General features: G+C 36.3%; 26 protein-coding genes and 1 pseudogene. 8 read left to right on the top strand and 19 right to left on the bottom strand.

The window, feature by feature from the left end; all coding sequences use genetic code 11:
• From ABEA36_RS12835 to ABEA36_RS13305, 4 genes and pseudogenes are all read left to right on the top strand, one after another.
• A partial coding sequence (locus tag ABEA36_RS12835) for a DUF2345 domain-containing protein (protein WP_345492752.1) occupies window positions 1-778 on the top strand: 778 nt, incomplete at its 5' end.
• 16 nt (window positions 779-794) lie between these two features.
• Window positions 795-1,667 carry a DUF4123 domain-containing protein gene (locus ABEA36_RS12830; RefSeq protein WP_345492751.1) on the top strand — a complete coding sequence of 291 codons (873 nt, stop codon included), beginning with the start codon at window positions 795-797 and terminating at the stop codon, window positions 1,665-1,667.
• Complete coding sequence (locus tag ABEA36_RS12825; protein ID WP_345492750.1) at window positions 1,660-4,743, top strand: T6SS effector BTH_I2691 family protein; 3,084 nt, start codon at window positions 1,660-1,662, stop codon at window positions 4,741-4,743. The genes ABEA36_RS12830 and ABEA36_RS12825 overlap by 8 nt, the downstream gene beginning before the upstream one ends.
• Before the next feature lie 416 nt (window positions 4,744-5,159).
• A pseudogene (locus ABEA36_RS13305) lies at window positions 5,160-5,258 on the top strand (hypothetical protein); the annotation flags it as partial.
• 36 nt (window positions 5,259-5,294) lie between these two features.
• On the opposite strand, the gene ABEA36_RS12820 reads toward ABEA36_RS13305, so the two are convergent.
• The 16 genes from ABEA36_RS12820 to ABEA36_RS12745 are packed head-to-tail and all read right to left on the bottom strand — an operon-like array spanning window position 5,295 to window position 18,874.
• A complete protein-coding gene (locus ABEA36_RS12820; protein ID WP_345492749.1) occupies window positions 5,295-6,521 on the bottom strand; it encodes a beta-ketoacyl-ACP synthase in 1,227 nt (408 codons plus the stop codon).
• Window positions 6,518-7,249, bottom strand: a complete 732-nt coding sequence (locus ABEA36_RS12815; RefSeq protein WP_345492748.1) for a 3-ketoacyl-ACP reductase FabG2 — start codon at window positions 7,247-7,249, stop codon at window positions 6,518-6,520. The genes ABEA36_RS12820 and ABEA36_RS12815 overlap by 4 nt, the downstream gene beginning before the upstream one ends.
• 5 nt (window positions 7,250-7,254) lie before the next feature.
• Window positions 7,255-7,728, bottom strand: a complete 474-nt coding sequence (locus ABEA36_RS12810; protein WP_345492747.1) for a hotdog family protein — start codon at window positions 7,726-7,728, stop codon at window positions 7,255-7,257.
• The gene (locus ABEA36_RS12805) at window positions 7,725-8,909 is read right to left on the bottom strand and encodes a beta-ketoacyl-[acyl-carrier-protein] synthase family protein (protein WP_345492746.1); all 1,185 of its coding nucleotides are present in this window, start codon (window positions 8,907-8,909) and stop codon (window positions 7,725-7,727) included. The genes ABEA36_RS12810 and ABEA36_RS12805 overlap by 4 nt, the downstream gene beginning before the upstream one ends.
• Window positions 8,910-8,913: 4 nt before the next feature.
• On the bottom strand, window positions 8,914-9,480 hold the full coding sequence (locus tag ABEA36_RS12800) for a DUF3261 domain-containing protein (RefSeq protein ID WP_345492745.1): 567 nt from the start codon (window positions 9,478-9,480) through the stop codon (window positions 8,914-8,916).
• A gap of 42 nt (window positions 9,481-9,522) precedes the next feature.
• Window positions 9,523-11,820, bottom strand: a complete 2,298-nt coding sequence (locus tag ABEA36_RS12795) for an MMPL family transporter (RefSeq protein WP_345492743.1) — start codon at window positions 11,818-11,820, stop codon at window positions 9,523-9,525.
• A 1-nt stretch (window position 11,821) separates the two neighbouring features.
• Complete coding sequence (locus ABEA36_RS12790; RefSeq protein ID WP_345492742.1) at window positions 11,822-12,427, bottom strand: outer membrane lipoprotein carrier protein LolA; 606 nt, start codon at window positions 12,425-12,427, stop codon at window positions 11,822-11,824.
• Window positions 12,424-12,846 carry an acyl-CoA thioesterase gene (locus ABEA36_RS12785; RefSeq protein WP_345492741.1) on the bottom strand — a complete coding sequence of 141 codons (423 nt, stop codon included), beginning with the start codon at window positions 12,844-12,846 and terminating at the stop codon, window positions 12,424-12,426. The genes ABEA36_RS12790 and ABEA36_RS12785 overlap by 4 nt, the downstream gene beginning before the upstream one ends.
• On the bottom strand, window positions 12,836-14,584 hold the full coding sequence (locus ABEA36_RS12780) for a glycosyltransferase family 2 protein (RefSeq protein WP_345492740.1): 1,749 nt from the start codon (window positions 14,582-14,584) through the stop codon (window positions 12,836-12,838). The genes ABEA36_RS12785 and ABEA36_RS12780 overlap by 11 nt, the downstream gene beginning before the upstream one ends.
• Window positions 14,575-14,922, bottom strand: coding sequence for an ApeI family dehydratase (locus ABEA36_RS12775; RefSeq protein WP_345492739.1), 348 nt, complete (start codon window positions 14,920-14,922; stop codon window positions 14,575-14,577). The genes ABEA36_RS12780 and ABEA36_RS12775 overlap by 10 nt, the downstream gene beginning before the upstream one ends.
• 3 nt (window positions 14,923-14,925) lie before the next feature.
• Complete coding sequence (locus ABEA36_RS12770; protein ID WP_345492738.1) at window positions 14,926-16,287, bottom strand: AMP-binding protein; 1,362 nt, start codon at window positions 16,285-16,287, stop codon at window positions 14,926-14,928.
• On the bottom strand, window positions 16,257-16,820 hold the full coding sequence (locus ABEA36_RS12765) for a COG4648 family protein (RefSeq protein ID WP_345492737.1): 564 nt from the start codon (window positions 16,818-16,820) through the stop codon (window positions 16,257-16,259). Before ABEA36_RS12765 ends, ABEA36_RS12770 begins: the two co-directional genes overlap by 31 nt.
• 28 nt (window positions 16,821-16,848) lie before the next feature.
• Window positions 16,849-17,094: an acyl carrier protein gene (locus ABEA36_RS12760; RefSeq protein ID WP_345492736.1), complete on the bottom strand. Its 246-nt coding sequence runs from the start codon at window positions 17,092-17,094 to the stop codon at window positions 16,849-16,851.
• 13 nt (window positions 17,095-17,107) lie between these two features.
• Complete coding sequence (locus ABEA36_RS12755) at window positions 17,108-17,362, bottom strand: phosphopantetheine-binding protein (protein WP_345492735.1); 255 nt, start codon at window positions 17,360-17,362, stop codon at window positions 17,108-17,110.
• On the bottom strand, window positions 17,346-18,155 hold the full coding sequence (locus tag ABEA36_RS12750; RefSeq protein WP_345492734.1) for a lysophospholipid acyltransferase family protein: 810 nt from the start codon (window positions 18,153-18,155) through the stop codon (window positions 17,346-17,348). Before ABEA36_RS12750 ends, ABEA36_RS12755 begins: the two co-directional genes overlap by 17 nt.
• A complete protein-coding gene (locus ABEA36_RS12745; RefSeq protein ID WP_345492733.1) occupies window positions 18,155-18,874 on the bottom strand; it encodes a beta-ketoacyl synthase chain length factor in 720 nt (239 codons plus the stop codon). Before ABEA36_RS12745 ends, ABEA36_RS12750 begins: the two co-directional genes overlap by 1 nt.
• A gap of 290 nt (window positions 18,875-19,164) precedes the next feature.
• Here ABEA36_RS12745 and ABEA36_RS12740 point away from each other — a divergent pair, with 290 nt between their 5' ends.
• The gene (locus ABEA36_RS12740) at window positions 19,165-20,250 is read left to right on the top strand and encodes a methyltransferase (RefSeq protein WP_345492732.1); all 1,086 of its coding nucleotides are present in this window, start codon (window positions 19,165-19,167) and stop codon (window positions 20,248-20,250) included.
• 39 nt (window positions 20,251-20,289) lie between these two features.
• Window positions 20,290-20,688: a hypothetical protein gene (locus ABEA36_RS12735; RefSeq protein ID WP_345492731.1), complete on the top strand. Its 399-nt coding sequence runs from the start codon at window positions 20,290-20,292 to the stop codon at window positions 20,686-20,688.
• A gap of 94 nt (window positions 20,689-20,782) precedes the next feature.
• On the opposite strand, the gene ABEA36_RS12730 is transcribed toward ABEA36_RS12735, so the two are convergent.
• Window positions 20,783-21,349, bottom strand: a complete 567-nt coding sequence (locus tag ABEA36_RS12730) for a hypothetical protein (protein WP_345492730.1) — start codon at window positions 21,347-21,349, stop codon at window positions 20,783-20,785.
• A gap of 134 nt (window positions 21,350-21,483) precedes the next feature.
• Here ABEA36_RS12730 and ffh point away from each other — a divergent pair, with 134 nt between their 5' ends.
• Window positions 21,484-22,863, top strand: coding sequence for a signal recognition particle protein (gene ffh, locus ABEA36_RS12725; RefSeq protein WP_345492729.1), 1,380 nt, complete (start codon window positions 21,484-21,486; stop codon window positions 22,861-22,863).
• Between the two features lie 83 nt (window positions 22,864-22,946).
• Here the strand turns inward: ffh and ABEA36_RS12720 are convergent, their stop codons facing one another.
• Window positions 22,947-23,693, bottom strand: a complete 747-nt coding sequence (locus ABEA36_RS12720) for a M48 family metallopeptidase (protein WP_345492728.1) — start codon at window positions 23,691-23,693, stop codon at window positions 22,947-22,949.
• A 162-nt stretch (window positions 23,694-23,855) separates the two neighbouring features.
• On the opposite strand from ABEA36_RS12720, the gene queA reads away from it, so the two are divergent.
• Entirely contained in the window at window positions 23,856-24,884 is a 1,029-nt protein-coding gene (gene queA / locus ABEA36_RS12715) for a tRNA preQ1(34) S-adenosylmethionine ribosyltransferase-isomerase QueA (protein WP_345492727.1), read from the top strand.
• A 1-nt stretch (window position 24,885) separates the two neighbouring features.
• Here queA and ABEA36_RS12710 read toward each other — a convergent pair whose 3' ends face one another.
• The gene (locus tag ABEA36_RS12710; RefSeq protein ID WP_345492725.1) at window positions 24,886-25,596 is read right to left on the bottom strand and encodes a M48 family metalloprotease; all 711 of its coding nucleotides are present in this window, start codon (window positions 25,594-25,596) and stop codon (window positions 24,886-24,888) included.
• Between the last annotated feature and the right edge of the window lie 271 nt (window positions 25,597-25,867).

The following is a 25,867-nucleotide window of genomic DNA, read 5'->3' as shown; positions in this document are numbered from 1 at the left end:
AAATAAAGAAAACCGCGGTCAGGGTTTTGAGCTACGCACCGATGAGTGGGGCGCGATTGCAGCCAACAAAGGGCTATACTTAACCGCCCAAACTGAGCCGAAAGCACAGGGTCAGCAGCTCGACATGCAAGGGGCTATTACCCAGCTTGAAAATGCATTATCGATTGCCAAGGCATTACAAAATGCGGCCAATAATGCTCAGGCGCATCCGGCTGATACCGATTCACAGCAGCAACTCAAAGCCGCGTTAAGTCAACTGAGTCAAGCGGGGATTTTAGCGTATGCACCAGAGGGCATTGCGTTAACCAGTGATGAGACCATTCAGCTATCATCCAGCAATACCTTAACCACCACCTCAGCGGGTAACACAGACATTAACAGTGCTAAAAACCTGACACTGGCCGCCAGTGATGCGGTGAGTGTATTTGCCCATTCACAAGGTATGAAGCTGTTTGCTAACCAAGGTAAGGTTGAGATTCAGGCACAAAATGCCGCCATGGATCTTGCCGCTAAGCAAGATATTAAAATTGATAGTGTTGATGGGTATTTTTCTATAACATCACCCACTGAAATTAAGTTAATTTGTGGTGGGTCATACATAAAAATTACACCATCAGGGATTGAGTTAGGTACCTTAGGTAATATCATCTTAAAGTGTGTGGCTATGCAAAAAATGGGAAGTGCTAATTTAGAAAACATAATGCGCGAATTTAAACAGTGTGATATGAAAACAATTAATTCAGCATTAGTAGGTGACGCCATAACCCCATTAACTTAAATGTGAGAGTTATTTAATGCTTAAAATAACACCAAACCAGTTACTTGATTATCAATATGCAATTGTTGACCAAATTCAGTTCAATGTAAATTTTTTTGAGAGTTATCCAATAGTTGAGTTGTTCCCAGATAAAAATAAAAAGCATCTTTTCCCTATTTTATTACCATTAGAAAAATTATCAAAAATTCAAAAAGAGGAACTGATTGAGATTCTTTTTTCAGAACTTGAACAGAATAATAAACCGATTGTGAGTATGTTTATTAACGCTGATAACTTGAAATTAGTAGCATTTAAAAATTATTTAGAAAAAAAATTAGTGATATCAACCAATGGACATTATTCATTATTCCGATTTTATGATCCGCGAGTTTTTACGCAATTATTATGGATGTGGTCATCTGAACAACTTAGCTACTTTTACTCTTCGATTAACTCTTGCTGTTTTTGCCTTAACAAACAATTTTATTCCTATATTAATCATGATATTAAACATAATTATAATCGAAAACAATCTAAAGTGAATCTAAACACGCTGCATCGAATTGGGCTGATTAACAGGACGCTAGATATATTAAATTTAAAAGTAGATTTGCAAGAGCATACAATAAAAAGTCAGCAAATCAATACATTAATTGAAAAGGCCCAAAGCAACTATCAAATTTATTCTGAGTGTGATCTTATTTTATTTGCAAAACACGGAATGCTGATTTCACTTAATTTTGACTTACACTCTATTTTACAAAATAGATTTAATGATAAAAAATTTTTTTCTAAAACAAATCATTATACGCAAATGTGTCGTCTTATTAGTTCGACAGAATGGCTTTCAATTTTAAATGACTTTGATATTGAAGACGAAATAATTATAAGGAAGGTAATATATGGATAGTTGTCCACGTTGTGAAAAAGGGGATGGATTACGAGTATTATTGACAAGATATACTGTTGTTAATGACAAAAAATATTGTCATACGACAAATAGCGTATCTGATGAATATAAAAATTTAACAGATGAGTTTTCAAAACAAATTGAATATGAAAAAAAATACCGTCTATTACAAACAAAAGAGATTAAAATTCAGGAATATTTAGAAAAGCTAAAACTAACAGATGAGAAAGTTTATAAGGAACTAGTTACAACATTAAAAAAAGTAGAGGATGAGGAGTATGCGGTATGGATAGAAACATCTGCATCAATACCAAAAGAAATAGAAAAAGATGCGTATGATGAATTTATCGAAATATTAAGAGAGCTTTTTAATGAGCATCGATATAGGCTACAGGTAGAACAAGTTGATGATATTAATTATGATTTATCTATAGAGTTTAGTTTGACAAACATGCTAATTACAGGTTGTAGTAAAACACTATTTTCAACAAATCAATATAAAAATATTTCAGCAGTAGGCAAACAAAAATTTGTACAAAAATTATTAAGAGCAGGGTTCTTATATGTCTACAATGAATGTGCTGGGAAACCTAGCTTTTGGGAAGCATACCAAGTAACGGATAATGGCTACTTAATTCCGTTTGATTACGATAATGATACTGATATGAATCATAGTGTTAGCAATGTTGAATCATGTTGTACTGCAGATAAAAAAATAGCTAACTCACTCGTCCTTACAATAAAAAGACCTGAAGATATGACCAATGTTTGGTTTAAATTTTCAAATACAAAATGGACAAATAGAATTAAAGAAAAGTATGCCCATAAAAAACATATAAAAAGCAATATGCAATGTTTAAATGTCCAACAGTGGCTATCGGGGCAAAGCGATCAAAATTATTATCCACTAAATAGCCATTGTTTGTTTAAAACTGTGATTGATTTTTTTCTGCCTGAATCTTTAAACGAGAACAAAAATGAAGAGGTATTCAATATTAATCAATACCTAACAAATATTAATACAAAAAGTATTAGTACTTCTTTCATTCGTAATTCAATGTATCTACATAATATAAGTTCTTCTTTACTACAATTTACTCCGAAGGCAAAACCATTGGTTCTGCTTGATAATGATAATGATAATGATAATGATAATGATGCAAATACCTATAATAATTTTAAATTGAGAAATATCGCAAAAACATTTGATTATGATTTATCAGGAAAAAGTCAAGAAGAACTTGATAGTCTCTCAATAAATGATGCTTATCTGTATGCTGGGGTAATAGTACCAATTGATGATATGGTTGGTTTGGCTGTTGATGCAAATGCATATTTAGCTGCCTCTTATTCTCTTGATAAAGAATTAATTTCAAAAGAAGAAAAAACAGCTGCAATAATACATACCTTAGAACCTATAATAAGAAAAAAAGCCCAATATGATTATGTTGAAAATAAAAGAGATGAAGCGAAAAGCCGAACCTCTTATTATCCTGAGGCAGTAAGATTTTACTATCCATCAAAAGAAGCACAAGAAGCATATTTGAATAGTCTAGAAGAGGATTTTTATGGAATATTAACTTCTTATAATACGTTAAAGGAATATGAAAATGCTACTTGGCATTCTTATTTAGAAAAGAATATTTATGTTAATAAGTATAAGAATGCATTAAATAAAATACAAAATAGAGAGAGGATAAGAAAAAGTCAGATATCTGAATTAGAAAAATTTTATTTGTCAATTCTCCAAAATAAGGCATTTCGTAACATATTCGAAATTGATTTTGATGATGAGAATCTTACTCATGGTATTCAATATACTAATACAGTAACGTCTTGTATTTATGATGCACAAATTAGTCATTTTTGTCAAAAATTTATCGAAAACGAATTAAATAATACGAATAGTTATTTATATAAAGCCATTCTTCTTAACCAATCTGTATTACATAACAAAATTAATGAAAATAAATCTAAATTAACATCACTTATTAATGCAAATAAGCAAAGTCCTGATGTAATAAAAATTTTTAGTGATCTTACTTCAATTGTCGAGCAATATGGTAAATACAAACCTGATGGTCTATATAAATCATTAAATATATTAGTTGCTCAAATATCTGGAGCACTGACATCCATTATGTTGAAAAGTGCCTCTAAATTACAAGAAGTATTAGTTGCAATAGGTATAATGTCACATCAATATTTTTATTATGCAAAAATTACAGATGAATACCAGGTATTTCATAAAAAACTCAATGAAACAGTTAATAATTTTTCTAAAAGATATACGAATAAGAGAGCTCAGGACTATCAATCTGCAGCCTTATTAAAAAGAAAAGATGAGTTTCTTAATAAGACTCTTTTCAGCCATTCAGTGGATCGCAAAGTTACAGTTGATGTTCTTCTTTTTACATCAGATATGTCGAATGCCAGTACCCATTCTAAAAATGTTGACCTAACATTGTTAGGACATCAACGTGTGCAAGAAATCAATAATTCAGCTTTCTCTACTTTTTTAACGACAATTCAATTTTTAGCATCGATTGCCGCTATAAATAAATCAATAAAAGAACTTATCTCTAAGAAAGTCAACAACAATTTAGTCAGAGATTTAATAAGTTTGGGGCTTAGTTTAGGTTCTGTTGTCTGTGCTTTTTTTGAAGGAGTAAAACCTCTTATTATTGCTTGGACGAAAACATCTAGCACTGTTACAACAAGATTTCTTGTTTCAACAAAAATTTTTAGTAAGGCTGGGAATATAATTGGTGTTTTAACAGGACTTTTTGAAATTTATTCCGGAATACAACATTATTTAGAGAGTGGTGAATTACTCGAAAGTAGTTTTATGATTTTTAATGGCATATTAACTGTGGCTATAGTATTGGTAGCTTCAAGAAATGCAATTGCTGGAATTATTCTTTTCTTGATTTCTATAATTACTACTTTAATTTATCCTTCTATATTAGACAGCGAGCTAGAAAAATGGCTAAAACGTTGTTGTTTAGGGATTAATCATGATAAAAATCCTAAATATGATGATATTGAAGAATATAAAAATTTAATAGCACATTAATGAAAACTATTAAATAAAGCTATGTGCTATATCCCTTATAAAGGGAATATAGTACTTAAATTCTTCATATTATAATGCAAATAAGCGTTTTATTGTTGTTTTTTATACTGATTAGGCTAGCTATTTTGTATTCCCATAAAAGGGATATTTTGATGTACCGCAATACTTTATAATATGAATACTATTTTAAAAACAAAACTGATGTAACATCAAAAATAAATTCAAATCGATAAATAGTAATATCGAACCATATAATGAAATTTGATTTGAAGACTTATTATGTTGCAGTCCTCAAGAAAGATTAGAAATCTTCAAAACACTCTTTAAATAGAAAGAAGATAGATAATTCATTTATTTAGTAAACTATGTATTTGTTTGTAAAATGATTTTATACATGGGAAGTTAAAAATGAAAATTTTGAGAAAATGTATAGTGAAGAACAGTTGATTGCTGTTTGGCAAAATATCACCAATACTATAAGAGTCCGCCAGCCTGTATATGAAATAGATGCTTAACCTTAAAGTAAGGTGCCTTTGGCACCTTTGTTCATTTTAAACTCGCTTAATAATAATCGACGTATTGATCCCACCAAAAGCAAAGTTATTTGTCTGAATATACTCAACATCAAGTTCTCGGCCATGACCCATTATATAATCAAGTTCACCACAGTTTGGATCGGGAGTATTAAGATTGATTGTTGGATTGAACCAACCCGAATGCATCATTTCGAGCGATAACCACGCTTCTAAAGCACCACAAGCCCCTAACGTGTGCCCAAAGTAACTTTTTAAGGATGAGATCGGCGTTTTGTTGCCATAAATGGCAGCCGTTGCATTGCTTTCAGCAATATCACCACGATCCGTCGCTGTGCCGTGTGCACTAATATAACCAATCTCGCTTGGGGGCAGATTCGCTTGTTTCAGTGCTTGTTCAATACAGATTTGCATCGTTTCTTTACGTGGCTGTGTAATATGACTGGCATCGCAATTCGTCATAAAGCCGACGATCTCACCATATATTTTTACTCCGCGCGCTTTCGCATGTTCATATTCTTCAAGGATTAAGGCTCCCGCCCCTTCCCCAATCACTAAACCATCGCGATTGTGATCAAATGGTCGCGGTGAGGTTTTAGGATGATTATTTTGTTGGCTGGTTGCAAAAAGCGTATCAAATACGGCGGCTTCTGAGGGGCATAGTTCTTCTGCGCCACCCGCCACCATGACGGTTTGCATGCCGTATTTTATCGCTTCATAAGCATAGCCAATGGCTTGACTGCCAGATGTGCATGCACTTGATGTTGGAATCACTCGCCCTTTCAAACCAAAAAAGAGCCCCGTATTTACGGCTGTGGTGTGGGGCATCATTTGGACATAGGTGGTTGCCGTAATATTATTGGTATGCTTTTCATTTAACATCGTTGCAAACGCTGCTACTGGCGCAGTGCTACCTGTCGATGAGCCAAACGCAATACCGGTTCGACCATCAGTGAGCACTGTTTCGCCAAGTAGTCCTGATTGTGTTAATGCAATCTCGGTGGCTTGGGTCGACATTAATGAGACGCGTCCCATTGAGCGAATTTTTTTGCGAGTATAGTGTGATGGTAGTTCTAAATGATCAATGGGGGCGCCCAGTTTTGTATTTAAGCCGTCATAAACTTCCCATTCCGGCATATATCTGACGGCATTTTCAAGTTGTTTGAGCCGTGATTGTATTGATTGCCAATTATCGCCAAATGCTGTAATTCCAGCCATGCCCGTTATGACTACGCGCTTACTCATACCATTCCTCCATTAATCGAGATGACTTGACGTGTCACATAACCTGCAATGTCCGACATCAAATAACTCGCAAGCCCTGCAACTTCATCAACATTTCCCATCCTTTTTAAGGGGATCATTTTCATGGCTTCTTGTAGTGCAATCGGTTCCATATCGAGAATGCCCGTATCAATCAAACCCGGCGCAATGCAGTTAACCGTAATTTTGCGTTTCGCAAGCTCCAAGGCTAAGGCTTTACTTGCACCAATTACCCCCGCTTTAGCTGCGCTATAATTAACTTGCCCACGATTACCAACAATTCCTGACACGGATGATAATACAATAATTCGTCCACCATTACGCAGTCCAATCATCGGCATGATACAAGGATGGAGGACGTTATAAAAACTATCTAAATCAGTATGAATCACATCTAACCAATCTTTTTCAGTAAGGGCTGGGAATGCACCATCACGAATAATGCCTGCATTATTGACCACGCCATAATAAGCGCCATATTGCTCAATATCTTGCTCTAATGCTGTTTGGCATTGTAAGCGATCACTTACATCAAATTGAATTAAGCGAGCGGTGCCGCCTTGTTGTTGTATCTTTTGTTGAGTGTCTAAAGCACCTTGCTGATCACTATGATAGTGGATCACAATATCAAAACCATCTTGTGCCAGTTTATAGGCTATTGCTTTACCAATGCCTTTACTTGCACCAGTGACTAAAACTGTTTTTTTCATTATCATTATTCTCCTAATCGCTTACTACCGAATAAATGTGCTAATTCCTCTTCATCAGGTTCATAGACATTTAACTTACCAGTAGCAACACAGTTTTCGTTTATTATTATTTTGCAGTCAAAATTGGCGAGTTTTGAGTCTGCAAGAACCAGTTTTGCGTGAATAAGTAATTCACTATTCGTCGGGAATGCATTCAATGACATTTTGATGGCGCGGCCACCAAGCAACATACCTAATCGAGCTGTGTGATTCGACTTAATGCCATGAAAACCATTCCATACCCCTACCGTTTGGGCCATGAGTTCGATAGCATAAAGGTTAGGTAACGTATCATCAGCGTTTAAAAATGGTGCTAATATGCTGTGCTTGCTGACATTAACACTGCATACACACGTTTCATCATCCACGAGGTGGACCTTATCAATCATGACCATCGGGGCTTCATGAGGTAAATAGTGTGTGGCTAAATCATATTTCATTTGTGTGTACCAATAATCAAAGAGGCATTATTACCACCAAAAGCAAAAGAGTTTGACATAATAATGGGCTGTTCAAGTATCATTTTTTGAGTAACCATCGCGATATCTGCTAAGTTTGGATCATAGGGCGATAGTGAAAAGTCTTGTTGAGGTAATGCAATTTTTTGACTCATGAGTATATAACTAATGGCAAGTTCTGTAGCCGCAGCAGTACCTAATGTATGACCGGTTAAGTGTTTTGTCGAACTACAAACCGCATTACTACCATGAAATACACGGTAAACGGCAGCACTCTCTGCCTGGTCATTCAGTGGCGTTGCCGTGCCATGCAGATTGATATATCCGATATCATTTGGGGTTAGCTTTGCATCTTGCAGTGCGTTGACCATGGCTTTTTCAGCACCAATACCTTGTGGATGAGGGGCCGAAATATGGTGTGCATCAGATGATTCACCTGTGCCTAAAATCGCAATATCACCGCTGGCGTCTTTAGTTAGTAAAAAGAGTGCGCCTGCTTCACCAATATTGATGCCATCGCGTGCTTGAGCGAAAGGCATACACGGTTTATCCGACATGGACTCAAGAGCCAAAAAACCATTGATTGGCATACGGCTAAAGCTATCTGCACCACCGACAATCGCTGCATCAACAAGACCAGACTCAATCAGGCGTTTACCACTTATGATTGCTCTAGCACTTGATGTACACGCGGTTGAGATTGTATAAGCAGGGCCTTTTAAGTCCAGTAATGTCGCTAAAAAAGAAGCAGGATCACCGAGTTCTTGTTGATTATAATAATAACCGTTTGGTAAAGTATTTGATTGTAATTGCTGTTTTACTGCTAAATCACCCTCGTGAATACCGGATGTGCTAGTGCCCATTATCACGGCTATTTTTTGTTTGCCAAACTGTTTTATTGCCTTTTCTACCGTGTGTTCAATTTGTAAATAGGCAGTGTAAATTAATTGGTTATTCCGGCTATTAAACTTTGCTAACTGTTTAGGGATGCAAGCTAATTGCTGACTTGCTTCTCCAAACCAAGCTCGCTTATCATGTAATAGCCAACCACTACGCTCAACTAAATGATGATGGGCATTATAATTTAACGCAAGATTATGACTGATTTCAGTTATATCTTGACCTAATGAATTAACAGCGCCGACAGCTGCGATATATGTCATGAATTTACTCCATACTTTCAATATTGATTTGATATCCAAAAATATGGTGTTCAATCAGTATGGGTTTTCTCATTTGTGATGAGGGTGGTTGAAGATAGGTGATATCTATAATTACATCGCGCTGTGGGTTAAGTAGCTTACGGTGTAATTTTTCGTCAACTAATTGCCATCCCGTCGGTAGTACGCTTTGCCATTGTTCAAGTGGGTAAATGCTTAACATGATATCAGACAGTATTTGTGACGCAGAGGGTAACTCTTTAATGAAGATATTTTGTTCTGTTTTAATGTGATTATCACGATATTCAATGTTAAATAAACGAATACCGAGCGTTGAAAGTCCGACGACATTCAATGATTGAGCATCGGCATCAACCACGGTAATGAGTGAATTTTGTTTATCATGATAATGGAACGTTAAAAGTTGTTGATCATGATAGGCCTGATTTAATCCTGCACTGGGTAAATTGATACTGATATCTTTTGTTAACCAAGCTTGTGTTGATGGTTTATTTGCACATGCAGATAACAACAGTGTGACTAAACAGATGAGCCATAGTTGATAATTTTTCATTGTTATTCCTAATTCTTGTTATGATTATTAATCTTGTACTGCTTATTTATTTTGTGATATTTGGGCTAGGGGTGCAAATAAAAATGCACTAAAAATACCGCCAACCAATACCATACCAAATCCAACAATCGCACTTGTGTGACTTAATACTAATAAACCAAATGATAATAAGGTTGTCAATGCCGCCATGGTGACAGCAAGTAGCGAGCTACTTGCTTGATTATGCTGGTTACTTAAAAACAAACTATAATCGATACCAATTCCAATCACCAAAATAAGCGCAAGCATTGAAAACAAATTGAGCGATTGATGTGTTAAACCTAAAATTGAAATGGCGCAGCCAACCGATAATAACGTTGGTAACGTGCTTTTTAACGCATTTTTAATGCCATAATGGCGATTACGATACATAAAACTTAAACAAATAACACTCACCGCAATCATTAATAAATGCGTTAAGTTCACTCGATAAGCAGTAAACATATCATTAAATTCTTGTCGGCGATCGAGCCATTGGACGCCAGATTGCCGATCACTCAGCTTTTTGAGTTCAGCTAAGTTATTAATTCGACTAATTGGAATCAGTGTTGCACTTTCGCCGTTTGGCAGTGTTAACCATAATAATTTTCGACCTTGGCTGATTACGCTTTGTTGCCATTGTGTCGGGGTGATAAATTTAAGTGACGATGGCTCAAAAGATAATGGTTCTATATTCAGTCCAAGATCTTGTAATCCTTGAATAATAGACGGTGCATATTGTTCAATTTGTTGAATATTTTGCAGTTGTTTTTGTCTTGATGGTAGGTTGATCGTTTGGTATTTGCCAAACCATCCTTGCTGCTGGGCATACTGTAATTGTGGTAAAAAATGTTCAAGGCGCTGCAATGTTTGCTCAGCAGTGTCACCATATACGACAAACCATTTTTGATCACTGGATTGATCGGTAATGGTAATAATCTGTTGTTCTTGTTGCTTAAGGGTATCAGGGAGGGCTTGTAGTTCACCAATATCATCATTAATCGTTAATCTAAACAATCCACTTACAATAAAAATACAGGCTAAACCAATCATGGTCAATTGCATGATTTTGTGTTGCCATAATGCCAGCCAAGTACTTAATAAACGCTGCCCAACATCTTCCCTGACGGGCAGTTTGTTGACAAGCAATGGATACCAACAAATGACACTTAAAAACGCACCAATTAAACCAAATACGGCAAATACCGATAACTGCTTTAAGCCAGGAAATGGTGTAAATAATAAAATTAAGTAAGCGAATAAACTGGTTAATAAAGCTATCGTTAAGGTTGATATCAATTTAAGTAAGCTCTGATAAGCGGATTCTTGATTGCCATGCCGTAAACGTTCGGTTAAATAATGCAGTGCATAGTCAATCGCAATACCGATGATACTTGTACTCATAACGAGTGTAATAATATGAATTTCACCAAATAAGGCAAGCACTGCAATTAGTCCGCATAAAATACCAATGGTGATTGAGATAATAGTCAAGACAATCGGTCTTATTGAGCGAAATACTGCATAGATGAGGATAATAATACCGAGTATCGATAACCCACCAATAGTGGATATATCACTTTTTGCCTGATTACTTGCATAATCACTATAGAACAAGACTCCGCGTTTGAGGATTTCGGTCTCTGGCCACTGTTGTTGTAACGTTTCTGCAAGTTGGTTCAAATGCGTAACAATTTGATGTGAGCTATCCATGTTAAATGATGAATTATTTAGCTCTGCATAAATCATATACCATGTCTGACCTTGATCATCTTTTGCCGTTAACCAATTATTTTTAACGGTAAGATGGCTAGTTTGGCTAAGTTGATTGAGTTGAGCTGATCGTGTAAGTAACAATGGGTCATGATTGAGTTCATTAATATTTATGCCACTAAAGGGGGAATAGATTTGACTTAAAATCCAAGGCAGTTGTTGCTGAGAATGTAAACGTTCAATTGTATTTTCATCAATTAATTGATAGCGATAATGATAAGAAAACTGTCCCCAGCGTTGTTGAAAATCAGCATCGATTAAACCATTAACTTGGCTTATAAAGGGCTGTTCTTGCAATTGGCTATACCACCATTGAACTGCGGATAAATCATGTTCATTCGCTGGTTTAATTAACCAAACGAGCTGTTTATCTAAACGATTTTGAAATCCATCAATAACTTCAGTCGGTACATCATTAACCTGAGTTTGTGGTAATAACGACAGTACACTACTATTGAGTCTACTATTGGGTATCAAATAACTTGCAAAACAACATAAGCCGATCACAATGATTAACCAGCCGATCGCTGCTTTTTTTAATAGTGCCATCTTAGTCAAATAAATGTTTCTCTTCGGTAGTTAGGGCTTTTGTTTGGTGATTAAAAAACTGAATAACCGTTTTATCATTTTGCATATCATCAATCGTGATTTGTGACAGGTATTGATGTCCTGTTAGGTTAATCTGTTTAAATATTCTATCTAATGGCGTTGTTTTAGGGACTAAACGCAGATGCCATTGATTCTCTTTTTCTGATAAAGTTAGCGTAAAATTAGCATTTAATGTTGCACTATCGGCATTAAACATTGCAGCAAGAAGTGAATTAAATTGAAATAACTGAGGTTGATCTTGTGCTGTAATAACCTGGGGCGGCTGGTCGCCAATACCTTGTGACATGCGCTGGTCATTCATTTTAAGTGTTAATGCAAAAGGGGTTTTTTGTTGCCACCAAAGCCCTAGCTGTTTTGAGATAATCATTTGACCTGAAGAGTGTAACGGTTTGCTTAATCCATTAATATAGCGATCTTGCTCAAAGTTTGCCCGCACCACTGAATATTGGCTAAATTGCTGTTGGAGATCGTGTAGCGTCAGCCCATAGGCCGATAAAGATAACGCCATTAAACAGATCGTGATAAAGTAAGCTAAGTATTGTTTCATTTTAAAAGTCCAAATTGTGTGAGTAACACATTAGGTGTCACAAAACTCATTTCTTTGGTATCCGTTGATACCGCGACTTGAATCGTGTAACCAGTGGTGGTTTTTTGACCGCTTAATGCATCTTTAATTAAATATTTAATTTTAATACGATGTTCATATTCTTCGAGTTGAGCGGTAATCAGTAGTTTTTGTTCAGCAGTTGTGGTTGCGATAAATTTAACTCGCGTATCGACTATTGGCCAAGCATAACCAGATTCGAACATGGCTTGGTAGCCATAATGAAATTTTTGAAATAATGCTTCTCGGGCTTTTTCAAAGAATTTTAGATAATTACCATGCCACACGACGCCCATTGCATCCGTGTCATGAAATGAGGGCGTTAATTCAACGGTCGCACTGTAATGCAAATTATTTTTCATCATTATTCCCCTTGTTATTCGTTTTTTGGGGTTTAGTCAGCTGCCAAAAATCATAAAAATTAAACCAGTCAAGGGGTGAGATTAAGCAATAATGAGCAAGGCGATCTGCATATTTTTGAACCCAAGTACTGAGCACTTGTTGACGTTCTTTCCTTGGTAATTCAAGTCTATCTGAAAAATGTTCAAAATAGAATTGTAATCGGCCGTTTGGTTTCAACCCCCAAATAAGGTAAATCGGTGCGCCAAGTACCGCAGATAAAATAAAGGGACCTTTTGGAAAAGGGGCTGGTTTACCTAAAAAATTTGCCCATACAACCGCGTCTTCTGATACTCTCTGGTGTTGACTTGGCGAGGTCCGGTCACCAACGATTGCCACCCATTCGCCTGCATCTAATTTTTGTTTTAATAAAATGGCCGTATCTGCACCAAGGGTATCAACTTGAATAAGATTAACGGTCGATTGTGGGTTAGTTTCTTTCAATATTTGATTAAAACGCGCGGCATGGTGCGTAAAAACTAACGCATTGATGGTTATATTGTGTGATAGGCTTGCAATCGCTCTGCACATTTCAAGGTCACCGAGGTGTGAGCCAAGCAATATAATACCTTTTTTACTTTCGATAACATCAAGACATTGTTTTTTATCGGGATAATAAAGATCATCGATTTTAATATCACCGCGCCAACTTGCAAGTTTATCAAGTAATGCGTCACCAAAACGGTAAAAATGTTGAAAAGTTGTCAGTTTTTTTCGATCCACTAAAGGGACTTGTGGGTAATACTGTTTTATTTGATTTAGATAAGAGTGTGATGCATGGCGTTGTTTTCGCCCTGTTAGCCAGAAATAGCTGATAACGGGTAGCATTATACATTGTGCGCATTGGCGACCACATAGTTTGTACAACATTAAAATAAATTTGATGCCCCATAATCCTTTTCTTTCTTCTGTTTGTGACCAATGCTTATTAGGAATATTTTGTTTATTGCGTTTTATTAACGAAATAGCGCGAGGCAACATACCGAAAAATAATTTGGTGTGCATCCACGATATTAACATATTATCTTTAAAGGCTTTAAAATGTGATATACCACCTTGTGGGTAAATCACATTGGTTGGAATAAATATCGAATCAGTGCCTTGCCAATAAAGTCTGACCATTATTTCAGTGTCAAAATCCATTCGACGACCGATTTTATGCTTATTCAATACGGAAATCGTTTGTGATAGTGGATAAATTCGAAAACCACACATACTGTCTTTTATGGATAAAGACAAGGTTTCAACCCATACCCAAAAGTGTGTGATATAGCGAGCAATTAAACGATGTTTGGGAACTGAATGATCATAAATGGGTTGACCTGAAATGAGTTGAGTTGGATATTGTTCGGACATATCAAGCAGTTTTGTAATATCGTGGCAGTTATGTTGACCATCAGCATCAATTTGGATCGCATGCGTATAGCCTAGTGAAGCCGCTTGTAACATGCCTGCCATAACAGCACCACCTTTACCCTGATTAACGTTTAATCGGATTAATTTAACCCAACTAAACGGTTCCGTAATTGCTTGTAAATGGTGAGCTGTCTTTTGGTCACTCCCGTCATCAACTAAAAAACAATCCAAATGATAGGATTCAATTTGCTTAAGTACAGTAAATACAGTACTACCATGATTATAACAAGGAATAATAAAACAATATTGATTTAATAAAGGTTTGGGTTGAGTATCTATAGACATAATTTAAGTTTACCTGAACTTGCTACTTTATGAGCTACCGTATAAGAGAACTGTAATTTATGTTGCTCTTCATGCCAATTAAGTTGTAAAAGTAAGCGATCATTAGGAAGTATTGGAATTTGAAATTTGATGACTTCAATAGACTCAATAGATGAACTCATTCCCAATAAGCATTGACTGTAATGCATTACCCAATTCAATTGCACAACACCCGGTAATAATGGTTGTGATGGAAAATGACCATTGAACCAAAATAAATCGTCAGGGACATACAATGTCAGTTCAGCTTTCGGCTGATTAATATTAATATCAAGTTCATCGGGTAATATTTTTTTCATTATCTACTCTATATTATCAAACAAGGTTTTAAGGGCTATAAACGTTGATTTTCCTTGTTTATTTGTTGGGAGTTGTTCAACAAACCGCCATTTTTTCGGGATAGTGACTAATGATAATTTATCTTTTAATTGTTGTCGAAAATATTGTGACAGTCTAAAGTGACCAAGTTGCTGTTTTTGTTGAATACCAAATTCTGATAGTTGTACGACTGCCGCCAGGATAGTTCTATTTTTTTGTTCTAGCGGAATAACACAAACCTTTGCAATTTCAGCTAACTGACTCAGTTGATTTTCAATATACGTTAGTGAGACGCGTTTTTCTGAGATTTTAATAATCTTATCAGTACGACCTTTAAGCGTGAAGGTATATTGGTCAATCAGTTCTATCTGATCATTCAGAGGCTCAGCACCCTCAATTAAGGGTGACATAAGTTTTGATTGTTGTTTCGTGTTAATTATTTGCATTTGTGGGAACAATTGCCAAGGGATATCTGCTGCTACTTGTGTTCGCGTCGCAATAATACCCGTTTCACTTGAGCCATAAATTTCGGTCGGTAGCTTGCCAAAGCATTGTAAACTGTATTGTGCTGCGTGATAAGCAAGTGGTCCTCCAGCAGAGATAACCTGATCACATTCCACGTTAGTTATTTTACAATCAAGCGTCTTGAGTAGTGAAGGGGTTGTAATATAAATGATCTTTTGACCATTATATTGAGCCAATTGTTCTTGATATTGAATTGATTCACAAACAAATGTTGCTCTGTTAGATAGCGCTAGCATAATCTTAAACGTTAAACCGTACATATGATCATGAGATACGGAAGCAATAAAAAGATGCTGAGATAATGAACCAAAATAAGTACTTAATAAATGACTTTCATATTCAAGTTGATAAAGCGTTTTATTTACAGGTTTAGGTAATCCCGTTGATCCTGATGTAAATAAGGTCAGAGATGTGGACCGTAACTCGCCAATAAATGCAATGTCGATGTTATGAGTGGGTAATTGTGTGATATTAGTAATATTGTGGTTTGGCCAATCGTATGCCGTGATCGCATCATTATCTGTTAATATAGCCTGAAAATAGGGCGCCAAGTCTTGATGTAATGGGTTAATAAGAATGGGGTGTTTACCACAATAGAGCAAGGCGAGTAACCCAGCGACAAAGTGAAAACTATCTTGCATCACTAGCGCCCAGTGGTGCTCTTTTGATGTGTTTAGTTGATGATAAATTGAAATGACAGCATCTTTAAGATCCTTTGTATGCAATGTCTGGCCATTTCTAATCGCAATGATATCGCAATCGTCACGATAAATTTGTTTTGATAAGGGGATTAGGGGTGGTATCGTTTGCGAATAAGCCATTCTGCCCCCATCAATAAAGCCATTAAAAGATAGCTTATTCCACCATTATACAGTGTCCACAAATCTAAATTTTCTAATAGACACGTGAATAACGCAATACCCCCATTTACGATAAAAAAAATGCACCAAACGATGGTTACTTTGCGAGTATATGTGATCGCTTGTAAGGGTAAATTTGGGTTTTGCATTCTCGCAAATCGTTCAATGATGGTAGGGGAGGTACTTAATGAATAACCAAAAACGATCAAGAGTGCAACATTCACCATGACGGGATAATAAAGCAATATTTGGTAATGGTTAAACAACCAACTTGTTGCTGCTAAAAATAGCCCTAAACAAGGCAGCATGTAAGCAAACCAACGCAATTGTGAAAAAAGCGCAGGCAGCATAAATAGTTTTAAGATAAAAATAATGACTAAAGATAAAATTGCTAAATTCACATATCCGTAACGTAGTGATACGAAAATAATAAGTGGATAGCAGACCAATAATAGATTAGTCACTATTTTAATGATTAATTGTAATTTGAACATGATTAAAGGTCAGTCAATAACTCGACAGTTAACCATTCACTAATTTATCGACGGCATCAACAACATCTTGAACGGTTCTGACCGATTTAAATGTTTCAGGATCCACTTTTTTGCCAATTTTTTTTTGTAAATGAACAACTAAATCCACTGCATCGATACTATCGAGATCGAGTTCTTCAAAAAGTTTTGATTGTGGCGTGATATCATCGGGTGAAAGTTCGAAAAGTTTCACCAATGCAGATTGTATTTCATTGAAAATTTGTTGTTTATCCATGTTGTATTCCTTATTATTGTTGTGATGAAACAAAATCAGCCAGTGTTTTTACTGAATAAAACACTTGTTTTGTATCTTCACTTTCTGCTGACAATACAATGCCATAACGGTTTTTAATCGCAAGTCCAAGTTCTAGGGCATCGATCGAATCTAACCCCAAACCCTCACCAAATAGTGGCGCTTCGGTTTCAATGTCATCAGGTGTAATTTCTTCTAAATTTAACACATCAATAATGAGTTGTTTTATTTCATCATGTAACTGGCTCATTGTTTTCCTTATAATTGATTTTATTTGTAGTATGACTGAGTTTTGACGTTAAATAACGCGTTAGCTTTCTCGCTGAGACTGTAATATTATCATCAGCAAAGTCAGCAATTGCAACCTTTTCACCGATCCTGATATCAAAAAACGGTTTTGTTGGTGGAACATCATACCATTTTTGATGTTTAATCAACATCGGCGGGTTGCATTCAATGTGGATGAGGCGGATATCCGCCTGGCAGCGTAAAGCAATATTTGCAGCACCTCTTTGTAAGGTAATCGGTTCACCCGGAATACTACGTGTTCCCTCAGGGAAAATGAGAATTCTGCCATCCTCTGCGAGTGTATCGAGACAGTGTGGTAACATTTTACTGGCTTTACTATTTGGGATATAACCAGCTGCTTTAATCACACCTCTCACAAAAATATTATTTAATAATGACTCTTTAACCATACAATCACAACGCGGCATAACGGATGCAAGCAAGACAAAATCAAGTAAGGAAGGGTGATTTGCGATAACAAGACAGCTTTTATCTTGTCGCAATTTTTCGAGGCCAGTAAACCGATAATCAATTACTCTTAAACCTTTAATCAGCCATAAAAAGAACGTGAAACTAAAGCTAATACTGTATTGAGCAATAATGTGTCGACGATGCTTATCCCAAATAAATAGCCTGATTAAGCTAAACCAAAGGGTTGATAAAATAATTAAACCACCAAGCCCAAATAATGTAAAACCAAAGGCAGTTGCAAATATCCGCCATAGTTGATTCAATTTATTAAGTAAATAGTGCATTAGCGATTAATTATCCATTGCCAATTTTGCAAATTGCCTTGCAAATTAAATACGTGTTGCTTGTTTAAATAAGCATGCAAAAATGCTAATGATTGGGGATAGTGAGCTTGGTATAATGTGACTTCATTCTCAATTGCACTCACCATCAGTTCTTGACCCGCCGTTAAAATAAAACCACATGCATAAGCTGGAATTAGGGCATTAACTTCAGGCTGATAAATATCAGGAATTGCACCATCAAAATCAATTAATAAAATCCGTTTAAATCCTTGGTTAAATAAGGATTGCGCTTCAATTAAAGCTTGTTGAAAACTATCTTGTCCTGCAGCGATAGACGTTAATGGAATCGGATTTTTAGCAATGATGGTAAATAATCCGGCAGCCGTATTGTGTACAGAGAGGGCGAAGTCAGTGGGTGAAATATCGGTATTTTGATTGAGTGTTGTCAAGATCTTGTAGGTTCTTTCTAGCTCACCATGACGACTCACAAAAATAGCAAAATCAATCGATTGTTCATCGAGTAAGTGTAATCCAACTTCAACGGCTAAGCGTGATGGAATACTCATTCTACGAGCTTGCATCATGGGTATTTTGGTCGGTTTTGCTATTGGCAATGACCAGTCATGATTAATGTCATTTGCCCATACTTGCCAGTCAGAGTGTGTTGCTAGTCCACTGGACAATCCAAACCACTTTTCTATTGCAAAAGAAAATTTCATTTTTATTATTTTTTATCTTATGTATTATTATTAGCTAATCAGTTTAGTTAACCATTATATCGTCTCTTAATTGATTTCCAAAATAAAAAAATATTGGAATAGGGTCCGTTAGATATTATGCTATATAGGTTATCATTAAATTGGTGGCAATCAATTAATTGATATTTTAGTAAAAAGGTAAAGGTGTTAAGTGATCATTTATTATGATTATTTCGTCTTTTATATTGCACAATAGCATACTTTTTACTAGCAATAATTATTTGAAAATAATAAATAAAAAGGGATATACATTGCATAATAAGGAATATGTTAAATATGGGTATGATAAGGAATCATACACCGCGTTAGAGGCGATCACTGAAGCCCAAAAAATTGCGTTCTCACCTATTTTGTTTCAAGCCGTTGTGTGTATGCGCAATAAAGGCCTGTTAGCTTATTTAGATCAGGTCGGCGAAAAAGGCGCTACGATAGCTCAAATTCACGACAATATTGTTTTATCCGATTATGCGACACAATTACTCCTTGATGTCGCATTAAGTATGCATATTGTTTATTTGAATGAACAGCACTATATTTTAGGTAAAGTTGGGTATTTTATTTTGCATGATAAAATGACTCAAATTAATTTAGATTTTACGCAAGATGTCTGTTACCAAGGGATGTTCCATCTTGAAGAAGCGTTAGAAAATGGGACGCCAGCGGGCTTAAAAGTTTTTGGTGATTGGACGACAATCTACCCCGCATTAAGTCAACTACCTGAAAAAGCAAAGCAAAGTTGGTTTGCTTTTGACCACTTTTATTCAGATGGGGCGTTTCCTGCTGCCTTCAACCATATCAATCAGCTTAATCCAAAACATATTTACGATATTGGTGGTAATACCGGTAAATGGGCATTGTATTGCGCGAGTAATAATCCAGAGTTAGTCATAACGATTTTAGATCTACCGGAACAAATTGCTTTAGCTAACAAAAATATTATTGCTGCTGGCGTTGAGTCAAGGGTAAAAGGATTTCCTGTCAATGTGTTATCTGCAACATCACTACCAAACCAAGCAGATGTGTGGTGGATGAGTCAGTTTTTAGACTGTTTTAGTGAAACACAAATCACCAATATTCTGTCATTGATTCATCAAAATATGCAAGATGATGCTGTGGTATGTATCATGGAGATTTTTTGGGATCGACAACCTTTTGAAGCTGGTGCACTTAGCTTAAATGCCTCTTCATTATATTTTACCTGTCTAGCTAACGGTAACAGCCGTTTTTATCATTCTAAAGTATTTTATCAATGTTTGCGGGAAGCGGGATTCCATGTCGAACAAGATATTGATGGGTTAGGGTTAGGACATACCTTACTTATTTGTAAAAAACGTTAAATAACAATAGTCAGTCACTTTTATTTTAAGGAGTAAACAATGAAATTTTGGAAAATTGCTTTATCAACTATTTTTGCCATCACACTCTTTGGATGTGCTGGTAAATACCAAGCACCGCAAGAGTTTAATACTACAGTAACTGATGTATCAAAAGCACAGGTAAAAAGTGCAATTTTGGCATCAGGTACGACAGGTAAATCAACATTTGGTACATGGCGAATGAAAGACGTTAATGATAATACGATTCAAGCAACACTATTTAATCGTGGATATGAAATTGTCGTCAATATTCCGTATTCAGCAAAAGGCTATTCAATCAAATATGTATCAGCGAGTGATAATTTAAAAGATAAAAATGGTAATGTTCATCGTAACTATAATCGTTGGGTAAATAATTTAAATACCAAGATTAAGCAAAATATCTTTATGAGCAACTAAATCCATCAATAAAAAAAACCTCTATTGAGGTTTTTTTTATTATGTAATCAATAATGATGGATTAATGGACTATATTTTTATTTGTATAAAAAAATTATAAAATCACATCACTGCCATCAAGTTCTTTCTTGATCTGATCCGTACTCTTTTCTAATGCAGGAATTAATTGTTGCTCAACAATATCAATTTGCTCTTGAAACTGTTTAATCCCATAAGCGGTTGAAATATCACCTTTAGCAATTTTTTGTTGGGTTGTCGCAATGTTGCGGTAAAATTGCTGAGCAATACGCAAAAATTCTGGAGGTGTACCTAATGTTGTTTTAGAAAACTTCATGTTTTCCCAAACTAACGAATAGAAATTAAGTGATTCACTGCGAGCGCCATAGTTATTCGGGTCTTGTAAGCGAGTCATTAAGTCTTTAAGGAGCGAAATATTATCTTGTAGTTCGTATTGGAGTGATTTTTGTAAATAGTAATTTTCTTTGTAACTGGTCATATTTTCAAATTGTACCGCTTGTTTATAACCTTGACTTGCTGCTAAATAAACACCGAGTACTGTCGCCACTAAAATAAACAGTTGACTAACCCAAAAACTGGCTTTTTTTATTTCATTAACACGTTCAACATCCATTTTTGGATGTGTAAAATTATTATCAGACATCATGACTTTCCTTACAATTATTTTTTTATTAAAATTAATCAAAATATGTGATTAGATAACAAAATCACATCACCCAATATTATAATTTTCTGTTATCATTATACAAAGACTTTTTTAGTATGATTGAGAAAATTATGTTTGAGAATTTAACCGATAGACTGTCGCAGACATTACGTAATATTAGTGGTCGTGGTCGATTAACTGACGATAATATTAAAGATGCATTACGTGATGTGCGAATGGCATTACTTGAAGCAGACGTTGCTTTACCCGTAGTGCGCGATTTTATCGCCCAAGTGAAAGAAAAGGCGATCGGCTTAGATGTGAATAAGAGCCTCACACCGGGCCAAGAGTTTATTAAAATTGTGCAACAAGAGCTGACCGTTGCCATGGGGGAGGTCAATAGTTCACTGAATCTGGCCACCCAACCCCCTGCTGTGTTGCTCATGGCGGGCTTACAAGGTGCGGGTAAAACGACCAGCGTAGCTAAACTGGCTAAATTTCTTAAAGAAAAACAAAAAAAGAAAGTTTTAGTGGTTTCTGCCGACGTATATCGTCCGGCTGCGATTAAGCAACTTGAAACATTAGCAAATGCGATTGAGGTTGAATTTTTCCCGTCAGATGTAAATCAAAAGCCGATTGATATTGTTAATAAAGCGATTGCTCATGCTAAATTACAGTTTTTTGATGTTTTAATTGTCGATACCGCCGGCCGTTTACACGTTGACGGCGAAATGATGGATGAAATAAAAGCCCTCCATCAAGCCGTTAAGCCTATTGAAACATTGTTTGTCGTTGATGCGATGACGGGGCAAGATGCTGCAAATACAGCAAAAGCGTTTAATGATGCCTTACCGTTAACTGGGGTTATTTTGACTAAAGTCGATGGTGATGCACGTGGTGGTGCGGCATTATCGATCCGTAATATTACCGGTAAGCCGATTAAATTCTTAGGGATGGGTGAGAAGACCGATGCGTTAGAACCATTTTATCCTGAGCGTATTGCCTCCCGTATTTTAGGTATGGGGGATGTCATCTCGTTAATTGAAGAGATGGAAAGTAAGGTTGATCGTGAAAAAGCCGAACGTATGGCTAAAAAAATCAAAAAAGGCGATAAATTTGATTTTAACGATTTCCAAGAACAATTAAAACAAATGCGTAACATGGGTGGTATGAGTGCCATGTTGGCTAAATTGCCTGGCGCAGGGCAACTGCCTGAACATATTAAATCACAAATGGATGATAAGGTGACCGTTAAGATGGAAGCCATTATTAATTCAATGACATTTAAAGAACGATTAAACCCTGAAATTATCAAGGGTTCACGCAAGCGTCGTATCGCGCAAGGTTCCGGAACTCAAGTGCAAGATGTGAATAAATTATTGAAGCAATTTGATGATATGCAGCGCATGATGAAAAAAATGAAAGGCGGCGGCATGATGAAAATGATGCGCAATATGAAAGGTATGATGGGGGGTGGCATGGGCGGTTTTGGTGGATTACCACGGCGCTAAGTCACCAGTTATCTGTTTTATTATTTGATTTAGTCAGGCTAAGCACGTGAACGCTGCTTAGCCTTTTTGTTTACGAGTAGTCTTTATTTAGCTTGATTCATCTGTGCAATTCGATCCCGAATATTTTGTGATCGTGCTGATGATGAAGGGTGCGTACTGAGTAGTGAGGCTTCTCCCCCACCTAATTTTTCAAATGCAGTTGCAAGACCAATTGGATTAATGCCTTTTTTAACTAAATAATCAAACGAGAAGTTATCTGCTTCACGTTCTTGCTTTTGAGAAAACTGTGCATTAATGGCTTGCTCAGCGATATCACCTAATTGGGAACCGGTTAAGCTAGCAATGGTTGCATTGGTTGTTGCAGCAATCGCACCTCGCGCAAGCTGTGTACCGTAAGCCACCTGCATTGCTTTTTTACTATGACCAAGTGCAACGTGCCCTAATTCGTGTCCAACCACACCTTGAATCTCATTATCCGTCATTTTGTCCATCAAACCGCTATAAACACGCACGCAGCCGTTTGCCATTGCCCAAGCATTCACATCTTGAGTTAAGTACACTTTATAATTAATTTTAGTCCCGTTGATAGTGTCGCCAAGGGATTGGCTAATTTTGTTTAAACGAATAGCATAGGGATTGTTATCAGGTGCAACTTTTGCTTCGGCGTCCATTTGAGTACATGATTTGTCACTGAGTTGTTTGACTTGAGCATCATTTAGTGTGGCTAACTGCACCGACTGGCTACCTAAGTTGACTAAACTGTCTGCATTTACTTGGCACGCTGTTAATGACACCATCAGCAATGAACTTGCAATTAATTTTAATTTCATCCAATATTCCTTCCTTTTATTTATTTACTTACCTATTGTAATAAAATTTGGGTCTTTATTAAACCCAATCTTACTAACTTAAATACTAAAATCCTTGCATGATTGATTTTCGACAATTAGACTAGCCGACAATTGATCGTCACATAATGGTTAAATTGTTTTATGCAGCTTTCTAATTTTCATTTTGAATTACCCAATGCACTTATTGCTCGCTATCCAACCGAAAAACGTAGTGAATGCCGTTTATTATCACTCGACGGTCAGACAGGTATCATTGAACACGGCGTATTTACTGATATTGTGGATAAATTACAAATGGGGGATTTACTCATTTTTAATAATACGCGCGTCATTCCAGCGCGCGTTTATGGGCATAAAGCATCAGGTGGTAAGATTGAAATACTTGTTGAACGATTGCTTGAAAATCATCGTGTATTGGCACATGTCAAAGCTTCTAAGTCACCCAAAGAGGGGGCTGAGCTACTGCTCGGTGAACAAGATCCCGTGAGTGTCACGATGATCGCTCGGCATGATTCATTATTTGAACTGCAGTTTCCAAGTGATGTGTTAACCATTTTGGAGCAAATTGGTCATATTCCGCTTCCGCCTTATATTGATAGAGCAGATGATGAACAGGATCGTGAAGTTTATCAGACGGTATATAATAAAGTACCTGGCGCAGTCGCTGCACCGACAGCGGGTTTACATTTTGATGAGCAGTTACTTGACACGCTTAAGCAAAAGGGCGTCGAAATGGGCTTTGTGACATTACATGTCGGTGCCGGTACGTTTCAGCCGGTCCGCGTTGATTCCATTGAAGAGCATATTATGCATGCCGAATATGCTGAAGTGAGTCAAGCTGTCGTGGATGCGGTTAATGCATGTAAAGCACGCGGTAATCGCGTTATTGCGGTAGGGACGACTTCGGTACGTGCATTAGAAAGTGCGGCTCAACACACCGGCAAAATTGCGCCATTTTTTGCTGATACTCGGATCTTTATTTACCCTGGATATAAATTTAATGTGGTTGATGCATTAATTACCAATTTCCATTTACCTGAATCAACGTTGATTATGTTAGTATCGGCTTTTGCGGGTTATCAAAATACCATGCAGGCCTATCAAGAAGCCGTCAAGGCAGGCTATCGCTTTTTTAGTTACGGCGATGCGATGTTTATTACTAAGCAATAAACTATGGTTGAATCCATGTTAAGATATGGTTTTTGCGGATCAGTATACTAGGGTGACTTTGTGATTGTTCTTTGTGGTAATCACTGAGTTTATCTAACATACTAATGAGCCCATTTGGATCGATATGATGCTGTTTAAGTAATCGTACGGCGTAACGATCTGCTTCAAGTTCTTGTTGCCAAGATAATGTTTTTGGAACCAATAACATTATTTTACCGTTATCTTTTATTTCTGCATATTTAGCCATTTGAAAACGTTGTTCCGAATGGTGTAAGGCAATATGCCCTATTTCATGTGCAATCACCGCTTGCACTTCTTGAGCGGTTAAATGATTCAGTAAGCTACTTGTGATACGAATACAGCCATTAGATGTTGCCCAAGCATCAGGTTGAGTGTGCAGATAAACGCGATAGTTTAGTGTTTGGTTTGCAATTGATTGTGGTAATGACTGTGTCAATGTATCAAGATATTGTTGCCATTTATGTGTGGGTCGCACCATTACCGCATATTTATCTTGTTGCAGACAACTTTGCTGATTAATGTGCATAATTTGTGTTGAGGTGAGTTGCTGCAGTTCTTGCTCGGACAAGATTGTTGGCTTGTGTTGGCATGCACTTAATAACATTAAAAACGTGATAATTATTAGAAGGTTATTTATTATACCCCGCATTTTGTTACCCGTATCTTTATTTGGATATTTTGTCAATATCATATCATAAACCCTCGTGTCATATTTGAATACTTTTTAAAAATTATATATATACAACTAAGTATACGCTGAAGTCTTCCTTTCTAGACAGTGAAGTCAGCTAGCGATTGGTTAAATGGTCATTTGACTCGATGCGAATTTAGGTATGTTTTGTGAGATTTTACGAAAGCCGTTTAATATTTAACTATCAATTCAATTGGTTTAAATTAAACTTAAATATTTGAAATATAATATTTTTCATGACACTCTTAAAAAGTAATTCTGGTTTGGAATT

This window comes from Orbus sasakiae (assembly GCF_039542345.1).
Lineage (GTDB): Bacteria > Pseudomonadota > Gammaproteobacteria > Enterobacterales > Orbaceae > Orbus > Orbus sasakiae.
Note: the sequence above shows the minus strand (reverse complement) of the source record. Positions and strands in the feature narration are given on the sequence as shown.

Coding starts and splice junctions, on each gene's coding strand:
- ABEA36_RS12830 (WP_345492751.1), top strand. CDS start 795: ATGCTTAAAATAACACCAAACCAGTTACTTGATTATCAATATGCAATT.
- ABEA36_RS12825 (WP_345492750.1), top strand. CDS start 1,660: ATGGATAGTTGTCCACGTTGTGAAAAAGGGGATGGATTACGAGTATTA.
- ABEA36_RS12820 (WP_345492749.1), bottom strand. CDS start 6,521: ATGAGTAAGCGCGTAGTCATAACGGGCATGGCTGGAATTACAGCATTT.
- ABEA36_RS12815 (WP_345492748.1), bottom strand. CDS start 7,249: ATGAAAAAAACAGTTTTAGTCACTGGTGCAAGTAAAGGCATTGGTAAA.
- ABEA36_RS12810 (WP_345492747.1), bottom strand. CDS start 7,728: ATGAAATATGATTTAGCCACACACTATTTACCTCATGAAGCCCCGATG.
- ABEA36_RS12805 (WP_345492746.1), bottom strand. CDS start 8,909: ATGACATATATCGCAGCTGTCGGCGCTGTTAATTCATTAGGTCAAGAT.
- ABEA36_RS12800 (WP_345492745.1), bottom strand. CDS start 9,480: ATGAAAAATTATCAACTATGGCTCATCTGTTTAGTCACACTGTTGTTA.
- ABEA36_RS12795 (WP_345492743.1), bottom strand. CDS start 11,820: ATGGCACTATTAAAAAAAGCAGCGATCGGCTGGTTAATCATTGTGATC.
- ABEA36_RS12790 (WP_345492742.1), bottom strand. CDS start 12,427: ATGAAACAATACTTAGCTTACTTTATCACGATCTGTTTAATGGCGTTA.
- ABEA36_RS12785 (WP_345492741.1), bottom strand. CDS start 12,846: ATGAAAAATAATTTGCATTACAGTGCGACCGTTGAATTAACGCCCTCA.
- ABEA36_RS12780 (WP_345492740.1), bottom strand. CDS start 14,584: ATGTCTATAGATACTCAACCCAAACCTTTATTAAATCAATATTGTTTT.
- ABEA36_RS12775 (WP_345492739.1), bottom strand. CDS start 14,922: ATGAAAAAAATATTACCCGATGAACTTGATATTAATATTAATCAGCCG.
- ABEA36_RS12770 (WP_345492738.1), bottom strand. CDS start 16,287: ATGGCTTATTCGCAAACGATACCACCCCTAATCCCCTTATCAAAACAA.
- ABEA36_RS12765 (WP_345492737.1), bottom strand. CDS start 16,820: ATGTTCAAATTACAATTAATCATTAAAATAGTGACTAATCTATTATTG.
- ABEA36_RS12760 (WP_345492736.1), bottom strand. CDS start 17,094: ATGGATAAACAACAAATTTTCAATGAAATACAATCTGCATTGGTGAAA.
- ABEA36_RS12755 (WP_345492735.1), bottom strand. CDS start 17,362: ATGAGCCAGTTACATGATGAAATAAAACAACTCATTATTGATGTGTTA.
- ABEA36_RS12750 (WP_345492734.1), bottom strand. CDS start 18,155: ATGCACTATTTACTTAATAAATTGAATCAACTATGGCGGATATTTGCA.
- ABEA36_RS12745 (WP_345492733.1), bottom strand. CDS start 18,874: ATGAAATTTTCTTTTGCAATAGAAAAGTGGTTTGGATTGTCCAGTGGA.
- ABEA36_RS12735 (WP_345492731.1), top strand. CDS start 20,290: ATGAAATTTTGGAAAATTGCTTTATCAACTATTTTTGCCATCACACTC.
- ABEA36_RS12730 (WP_345492730.1), bottom strand. CDS start 21,349: ATGTCTGATAATAATTTTACACATCCAAAAATGGATGTTGAACGTGTT.
- ffh (WP_345492729.1), top strand. CDS start 21,484: ATGTTTGAGAATTTAACCGATAGACTGTCGCAGACATTACGTAATATT.
- ABEA36_RS12720 (WP_345492728.1), bottom strand. CDS start 23,693: ATGAAATTAAAATTAATTGCAAGTTCATTGCTGATGGTGTCATTAACA.
- queA (WP_345492727.1), top strand. CDS start 23,856: ATGCAGCTTTCTAATTTTCATTTTGAATTACCCAATGCACTTATTGCT.
- ABEA36_RS12710 (WP_345492725.1), bottom strand. CDS start 25,596: ATGATATTGACAAAATATCCAAATAAAGATACGGGTAACAAAATGCGG.